The sequence below is a fragment of the Synechococcus sp. R5-15 genome, assembly GCF_047462035.1.
Taxonomy (GTDB): domain Bacteria; phylum Cyanobacteriota; class Cyanobacteriia; order Thermostichales; family Thermostichaceae; genus Thermostichus.
The window spans coordinates 1-7,457 of the sequence record NZ_JANSIK010000198.1; the positions used below are offsets into that span (position 1 = coordinate 1).

A 7,457-nucleotide genomic window follows, 5' to 3' on the forward strand; every position below is an offset into this window, starting at 1 on the left:
GATCCCCAAACCCCTCTTCCACATACAGCTCCAGCCGCGGCAGGTCCAGCAAGTCTGCTGCTATCACTTCTGGACAGCCGCAACTATAGCCAATAAGGATTTGAGGGGTGGCTGGAGAGATACTGAATACCGAGTTTGAAGAGGACATCTGTGTTGATTCTGGACAATGTCCTGATTCAAAGGCCTACAGCCTGCTTTCGGGAACGGACGCTATCTTACTGGCTAGCGTCTCATTGTTGTTTGAATTGACCATCAACTGCCTCCCAAACCCTCTGCGCCGCTCAACCCTCATCCCCTGCCCCTCTCCCAGAGGGAGAAGGGAGTAGCAAGGATAAGGGCAACCTAAACCAAATCCGCTGCCACCCGGTGGGCGCAGGCAAAGCCGGAGAAGGCAACGGCATTGAGCCCTTGGCCGGGGAAGGTGCTATCCCCCACGCAGTACAAGTTGGGGATGGCGGTGCGATTGAAGGGCATGCCCAGCAAGCCCCAGGGATCCCGGCTGGGGATAGGCCCATAGGTGCCGTTGCTGCGGCTCAAGAAGCGGCGGTGGGTGCGGGGGGTGCCTATCTCCTTCAGTTCAATGTGGGATCCCAGTTGGGGCCAAAGGGCCTCCAGGCGGCGGATGAGGCGGTCGGCGGCTTGCTGTTTTTGGATCTGGTACTGGCTTGGGTTCAACCCTTGCCAGGTGGACATCCAACTGGGGGTAAAGGCATGAACAATGTGGCGGCCCGGGGGAGCCAGGTCGGGATCCAACAGGGTGGGGACGGAGACGAAAAGGGTGCCCTGCTCAGCCTCCATCTGATCCCAGTCTTCCAGGAGAATGTGGTGACAATGGCATTCGCCGGCCAGGGCCTCGGCCCGCACCCCCAGGTGCAAGCTTAAAAAGCTAGGGGATTGCTGGTAGCGTTTTTGCCACTGCCGCTCCGCCCTGGGCAGGGATCCCGGCCATAGGCGCTCAAAGGTGTCCCAGCGGGTGGCATTGGAGATGATTGTGCGGGCAAAGAGCTTTTCCCCGCTGGCCAGTTCTACGCCCACCGCCCGACCTCTTTCTTCCAGGATCCGCCGCACGGGTGCTTTGTAGCGGATCTGCCCGCCATGGGCCTCTAGCCCCTGGGCCAACTTTTGGGCGATCTGCCCCACCCCCCCTTTGGGATAGTTAATACCGCCGTAGTGTCGGTCACAAAACACCATCCCGGCATTGATGATGGGCGTGCGATCCGCCGGCACCACCGACCAGCAGTAGCACTCTATATCCACAAAGCGCAGCAAATCCGGATCCCGCAGACAGCGCCGCGCTACCTGGCCCACATTCACCGGCAAATAGCGCGCCAAGGTCAGGCAGCCGAGGGGATTGCTCACAAAAGAACGAAATAGATAGCCCCACTCCTCCAACGAGAGCAGCTCCATGGCGTTGAGGCTGTTGAAGATGGGCCACAGGCTATCGTAGAACCGGCGAATGCCGGCGGCTTCCCGGGGAAAGTAGCCGGATAGCTCCTGCAAAAACTGCTCGTAATCCCGGTGTACTCGGGGATTCAGCCCCTTGGGCAGGTGGTAGGCAATCTGCACCGGATCGGGGATAGAGTCTATGGACTGGCCCACCGCTGCCAAAGCCCGTGTCAGCAAGTTAGTGGTGCCTTGGGTGCCCAATCCAAAGATCATGGAAGCGCCCACGTCGAAGCGGTAGCTCCCCTTGCCTAAGGGATCCGGACGCTCAAAATAGCCGGCACTGCCCCCTGGAATGAGGTATTTTTCCAGCACCAGCACACGGTATCCTTTGGCAGCCAACTGGCTGGCCGCGACCAATCCCCCGATCCCAGCACCGATGACGATGGCATCCCAAGCAGGGGAAGGGGTGTACAGAGCCTGCAAGAGGGTCTGAGAAGGCAAAGTTGAGGTCAAGGGATCCCTCTGGAAACTCAAACGCAAGATCAGTATCTTTACCGTACCAGAGGTTCTAGGGTTTCCCCATGAGTTGAGCTCCCCTGGGAATGAGTTTGCCCAGATCTGCAAGATCCCCAAATAGAGATTGTGGCGCGGGCTACGGAACCGAATTCACGAATTTGCTATACAGAATCCGGCCACACGACACAGATGGTTTTGCCATGTTGGTGACCCAGCATCCTGTCTTTCGGCGCTTTTGGTACCCGGTGATGCCCCTCAGCCGATTGGAGCAGGGATCCCCGCAACCTTTTGAGCTGCTGGGAGAGAGGATCGTCCTTTGGCTGGACAAAGCCGGACAGCCCCAGGCAGCCGCAGACCGCTGCTGTCATCGATCGGCTCAATTGTCCAAGGGGATCGTTAGCAACGGCCACCTTCGCTGCCCCTACCATGGCTGGGAGTTTGATGGCACGGGAGCCTGTGTCAAGGTGCCGCAACTGCCGGATCAGGCCCGCATCCCAGAGAGCTACCGCATTCCCGCCTATCTCTGCCAGGCCCGCTATGGCTATGCTTGGGTGTGCTTGCATCCCCAGCCTCTACGGGGGATCCCGGTCATCCCAGAAGCCGAGGATCCCAGTTACCGGCTCATCCACGAGTTCTACGAACGCTGGGAATGTGCCAGCTTGCGCATCTGCGAGAACGAGTTCGATGCCGCCCACATCAGCTTTGTACACCAGAACACCTTTGGCAGTATGGAAGACTTGGTACCCAGCCACTTCGAGGTCGAGGAGCTGGACTACGGGATCCGCACCCGCACAGTGCTCGGTGTAGCCAACCCAGAGCTGCAACAAAAAAACCTGGGCATTGCTGCCGCCAAAACCGAGCGCACCACCACTTCAACCTGGCATTTGCCCTTCACCAACCACCTTCACATCCGCTACCCCAATGGCCGCAGCCATGTCATCGTCAACATCCCCACCCCCATCAACGACCGAGCCTCCCAAGTGGTGCAGTTTTGTTTGCGCAACGACACCGAAGCCGATACCCCAGCCGCCGAGGTTATTCGCTTCGACCGGGCTGTAACTCTGGAAGATAAAGCCATTTTGGAGACCACGGATCCCGACGTTCCTCTCACCCTCAGCACCGAACAGCACATGCTCACCGATAAGCCCGGGATCCTGATGCGCAAGCAATTGGCGGCTCTGCTTAAAGCCCACAGCAGCTCCTCAAACCAGATTTTCTAGGCTGCGGGTGCCAGCGTAGCGGCTGTAGGCGTAGATCAACCCCAGGGTGAGGCCGGTAACCAAAAAGCTGAGGGCCGCCCCGAAGGGATAGTCCAGGCTGGAGCCAAACTGCAACTGAATCACATTCCCGATCAACAGCGTTTTGCTGCCCCCCAACAGATCCGGCACTACGAACATGCCGAAAGCCGGGATCCCCACCAGAATGAGGCCCGCCGCCAGTCCAGGCAAGGTCTGGGGCAGAAGCACCCACCAAAAGACCTGCCAACCCTTGGCATAGAGATCCTGTGCCGCTTCCGCCAGCCGCCAATCGATGCGCTCCACCGCCGTGTACAGGGGCAAGACCATGTAGGGCAAAAACGTGTAGACCATGCCCAGATAAACCGCCAGCCAACTGGGATACAGAGCCGTTTGCGGTGGGATCCAGCCCAGCCAGGCCGCCAAGCGAGCCGGCCACCCTTCCGGGGCCAGCACCACCATCCAGGCGTAGGTGCGGATCACCAGGTTCGTCCAAAAGGGCACCACCACCAAGGTGAGCAACAGATCCCGTTGTCGGGGTGGGTGGGCGGCAATGAAGAAAGCCAATGGGTAGGCCAGCAGCACGCAAAAAAAGGTGGTCACCCCCGCCACCAGCAGGCTGCGGCCCAAGATCTGCCAGTAGATGGGCGTCCATCCCAAGGGGCCAAAGCCGAGAATGCGCAGATAGTTCTCCAGGGTCAGGGGCAGTTGAATCTGGCCAAACTCCCCGCGGCTGAGAAAGCTGCACACCAACAGCAACAGCCCCGGCAGCACCAGAAAAAACATCACCCACAGCACCCCTGGCCCAGCAAAAATTAGGCTGCGCCCCAACTCCTGCCAAGGGGTGAGCAGCTCCCCAAATCGCACCTGGGCTTGGCCAGGGATCCACTTGCCCACAGGAGATGGCAGCTTCAACATCCAGTCTCCTCCTGACGGGGATCCGGTCGCAAACGGATTAGGCTTTTCGGGGGTAGGTGGGCCACCAGCGCTGCGCCGATCTCAAACCCTGCATCCTCAATATCGGTGTTGAGGGCCGTGGCCTTGAGCTGCTGACCTTGGTTTGTCCGCAACAGGTATTGGTTCTCAGCCCCAGTGTAGATGAGGTTTTCCACCCGCACTGGCACCTGGTTGGGCAGCAGATCCCAGCCGCTGCGAGAGAGCTGGATCTTTTCCGGGCGAATAGCCAATTGCACCGGTTCCGAGCTGGCCGGGATCCCCAAGACCTTCAGCTTTCCCAAGGGCGTATCCACACAGTCCGTCCCACAGGCGATCCCCTCGATCAGGTTGCTGGCCCCTAAAAAGTCGGCTACGAAGGCCGTCGCCGGGCGCTCGTACACCTCATCGATAAGGCCCACTTGCTCAATGCGCCCCGCCCGCATCACCGCCACCCGGTCGCTGGTCACCAAAGCCTCTTCTTGGTCGTGGGTAACGAAAATAAAGGTCATGCCCAGGCGGCGCTGCAACTCGCACAACTGCACTTGAAGCTGCTTGCGCAACTTGGCATCCAAGGCCGACAGCGGCTCATCCAACAAGAGCACCTCCGGCTCATTCACCAAAGCCCGAGCTAAGGCCACCCGCTGCTGCTGTCCTCCCGACAGCTCATGGGGCTTCCGCTTGGCCAGAGCTGCAATCTCCACCAATTCCATAGCAGCCGCTACCCGCTTGCGCAGAGCTTCTCCCCGCACACCCCGCATGCGCAGGCCGAAGGCGATGTTGTCCTCCACCGTCATAAAAGGGAAAAGGGCATAGCTCTGGAACACGGTGTTGACATTGCGCTTGTGGGCGGGCAAGTGGCCCACCGGGCGACCTCGAATCACCACTTCCCCAGCATCGGCCATCTCCAGGCCGGCCAGGATGCGCAGCAGGGTGGTCTTGCCACAGCCGGAAGGGCCCAGCAGGCCGAAAAACTCCCCCCGCCGGATGTTCAGCTCAATGCCATTGAGGGCCACAAAATCGCCAAAACGCTTGTAGAGGCCCGCCACTTCTACATCCCAGTCGGGATCCCGGACGGTGGAAGTACTGGAGATGACACTCGCGATCACAGTTGACAGCGCTGATAAAACCATCTAACCCAGTATGCAAGTCTCCGAGAAAATTGCAGTTGTCCTCCACACCCGAGGCACAAGTTCCAGGCCAAGCCCTGCAACCGGGGATCCCTGGCCGTAGCCTTTCCAGATGGGAAACGTTGGGAACAAAGGACTCCGTCTCGCTATCGCGAACGGCCCCATAATAGGGTATGCATGGGTTGCTGCCAAAACAGATCCTGCCCCGCCCTACCTTGATCTAATCGGATCTAATCGCGTCAGCGAGGCGGAGTCCTTACTGCTCCCATTACTGCTCCCAATAAGTATCGGCGATGGGATCCGCAGGTGTCGCGGGCTCCTGCATTGGCCAGACCCAATCCGTGAGGTCTTGAGAGGGGATCCCTTCCGGTAGCAGCCCATGGCAGCGGGAGCGAAACAGACAACTGTTGCAGCGCTCAGTGTGGGGGGTCATGGGAAAGTCTTGCGCCTCCAGTTGCCGCAGGTGGTTCAGAGTGGCTCTTAGGTGGGCCAGGTCTTGCTCATAGGCGGCGGCGCTGTAATACCGGTGGAAGGGCTGCTGCGGATGTTGCACATACCAAAAGGTCAGTTGCACCTGCTCCGGCTCAAAAGGGCCTTCCAGGGGCAGCTGCTGGGCCACCTCGCAGAGCAGCAGAGGGTAAAGGCGCACCTGCCAGTCTTGGGCCAACTGTTCATCGCGAGGACGTTGACGCTCAGTTTTCCAGTCCAGGATGTGCAGGGATCCGGGGATAATCACCAGCCGATCCAAACGGGCTATCAACTTAAAGCCCTCAATCCGTTGCCACAGGGGCAACTCCGCCAACACCCGTCCCTGAGGATGGGCATGGGGACTGGCCAAAAACACCTGCCACCCCTGCTGCACCACTTCATCCAGGGCAGACAAACGCGGCTCCACCTGCCGCCCGCGGCTGTGCCACTCCACCAAACGGTGAAACTGCCGTCCGCGCCTCTGCTCCAGCTCGTGCTCAAAAACACTGGCAGCGGGCCAGATCAACCGCTCCAGGTACACATAGCGAAACAGGCGGGGGCAATGGTCCAGCAGGGCCAGCGAAGAGGCGGAGAGGTTGACCTGCTCAAGACTCAACCTCTCCAGAGAAGGGGCAGCAGGGATCCCAGACAAAGTGCTCCGCACCGCTGTCGCGAAGGGGAAGAGCTGGCAAGAGGGGGCTAAGTTCCACTGCTCTCAGGATACCCCCACCGCCACCAGGGGTCGCCCAGCGGAGGAGCTCATTTCCAACCTGCTCCAAATTTCCATCCTGCTGCTCCGCAACGCTTGCGCAGAAGGGCGTGGGCGGGATCTGGACTGCAACCGCCCGCTGGAGCTGGGATCCCTGTCGGGATGGCTAGACCCGGAACCGTCTGTGGTTGCGCTAGGTTCCCACCGGACTTGCCCAGACCCAGATGGCGACCATCCCATCCCAAAGCAACAGAAGCAGAGCAAAACATCCTAGGAGCCCGTACATCCAAGGCTGAACGTAGGGGCGCAGCTCGCCAATCTCCAGTTGAGCGTGCCGTCGAATCTCAGCCAACAGCTGCTTGAACCTGGTCACCCGCATCGGCAAAAGTACGCGATCCCCCCCTCGGCTGACCAAGTAATACACCATACCACCCTGGCTGGTGGAGCGGGGCTCAATGCGCTCGATATCGGCCCACCGGATCTGCCACTCCTGCCGCACAAAAGGCGGCACCCAACTGGGGTAGGTGGCCTGCATGCCCTCTTCGTCCAACTGAATCTGCTGGCTCAGGGATCCCAGGACTACCCCCCATCCCAGCAGCAGAGCAATCCAAAGGGATCCCAGCTCAAGAGGTGTTGCCTGTTGCCGAGCCAGCAGGATGGGTAGGGGCAGAACCAGTCCCCAGTACAGAGCCTGCACAGCGCAGCGAATTAAGGGAGAGATGGGGAAGGTCATCGTCGGCAAGATGAGGCTGGCTTTATCAAACTTAAGATAGCGCTAGATAGCGCTTAAAAAGGCACCTCCTCCTCCAAGGACTCCGTCCCGCTGAGGCGAACGGCAAGCTGAGAAGACTGCTCACGCCGGTAGGACGGATTCCTTACTGCATTGGGAAAGTCTACGGGATGAGGACTCCGCCCCGCTGACGCGGACGGCTCTGCTCCTGTTGGCGAGCCGTAGGTCTCACCGGAGAGCAGGTCAGGGGATCCCTCGGCTTCTATAGCCTCTATTGAGGAGAGCTGATACATTTACGCTGAACACTGCTGAACATCACTGTTCAACTATGCAGCGATAGCATTCTGTTT

7 protein-coding genes are annotated in these 7,457 nt (G+C 59.6%); 1 reads left to right on the plus strand and 6 read right to left on the minus strand.

Translation table 11 applies throughout. The features are described from left to right. Positions 1–342: 342 nt before the first annotated feature. Positions 343–1,899 (minus strand): carotenoid isomerase, encoded by a 1,557-nt coding sequence (gene crtH / locus NW839_RS13600; protein WP_414351755.1) that lies wholly within the window; start codon positions 1,897–1,899, stop codon positions 343–345. Between the two features lie 203 nt (positions 1,900–2,102). On the opposite strand from crtH, the gene NW839_RS13605 reads away from it, so the two are divergent. Further along, on the plus strand, positions 2,103–3,122 hold the full coding sequence (locus NW839_RS13605; RefSeq protein WP_414351753.1) for a Rieske 2Fe-2S domain-containing protein: 1,020 nt from the start codon (positions 2,103–2,105) through the stop codon (positions 3,120–3,122). On the opposite strand, the gene NW839_RS13610 is transcribed toward NW839_RS13605, so the two are convergent. The 5 genes from NW839_RS13610 to NW839_RS13630 form a co-directional block, all read right to left on the minus strand. After that, positions 3,105–4,055: an ABC transporter permease gene (locus tag NW839_RS13610; RefSeq protein WP_414351750.1), complete on the minus strand. Its 951-nt coding sequence runs from the start codon at positions 4,053–4,055 to the stop codon at positions 3,105–3,107. The genes NW839_RS13605 and NW839_RS13610 overlap by 18 nt on opposite strands. Beyond that, on the minus strand, positions 4,049–5,179 hold the full coding sequence (locus tag NW839_RS13615) for an ABC transporter ATP-binding protein (protein ID WP_238376942.1): 1,131 nt from the start codon (positions 5,177–5,179) through the stop codon (positions 4,049–4,051). Before NW839_RS13615 ends, NW839_RS13610 begins: the two co-directional genes overlap by 7 nt. Before the next feature lie 289 nt (positions 5,180–5,468). Then, positions 5,469–6,332 (minus strand): PD-(D/E)XK nuclease family protein, encoded by an 864-nt coding sequence (locus NW839_RS13620; protein WP_414351746.1) that lies wholly within the window; start codon positions 6,330–6,332, stop codon positions 5,469–5,471. A gap of 238 nt (positions 6,333–6,570) precedes the next feature. Then, complete coding sequence (locus tag NW839_RS13625) at positions 6,571–7,110, minus strand: hypothetical protein (protein ID WP_414351744.1); 540 nt, start codon at positions 7,108–7,110, stop codon at positions 6,571–6,573. A 53-nt stretch (positions 7,111–7,163) separates the two neighbouring features. Then, the gene (locus tag NW839_RS13630) at positions 7,164–7,400 is read right to left on the minus strand and encodes a hypothetical protein (RefSeq protein ID WP_414351743.1); all 237 of its coding nucleotides are present in this window, start codon (positions 7,398–7,400) and stop codon (positions 7,164–7,166) included. Positions 7,401–7,457: the final 57 nt, after the last annotated feature.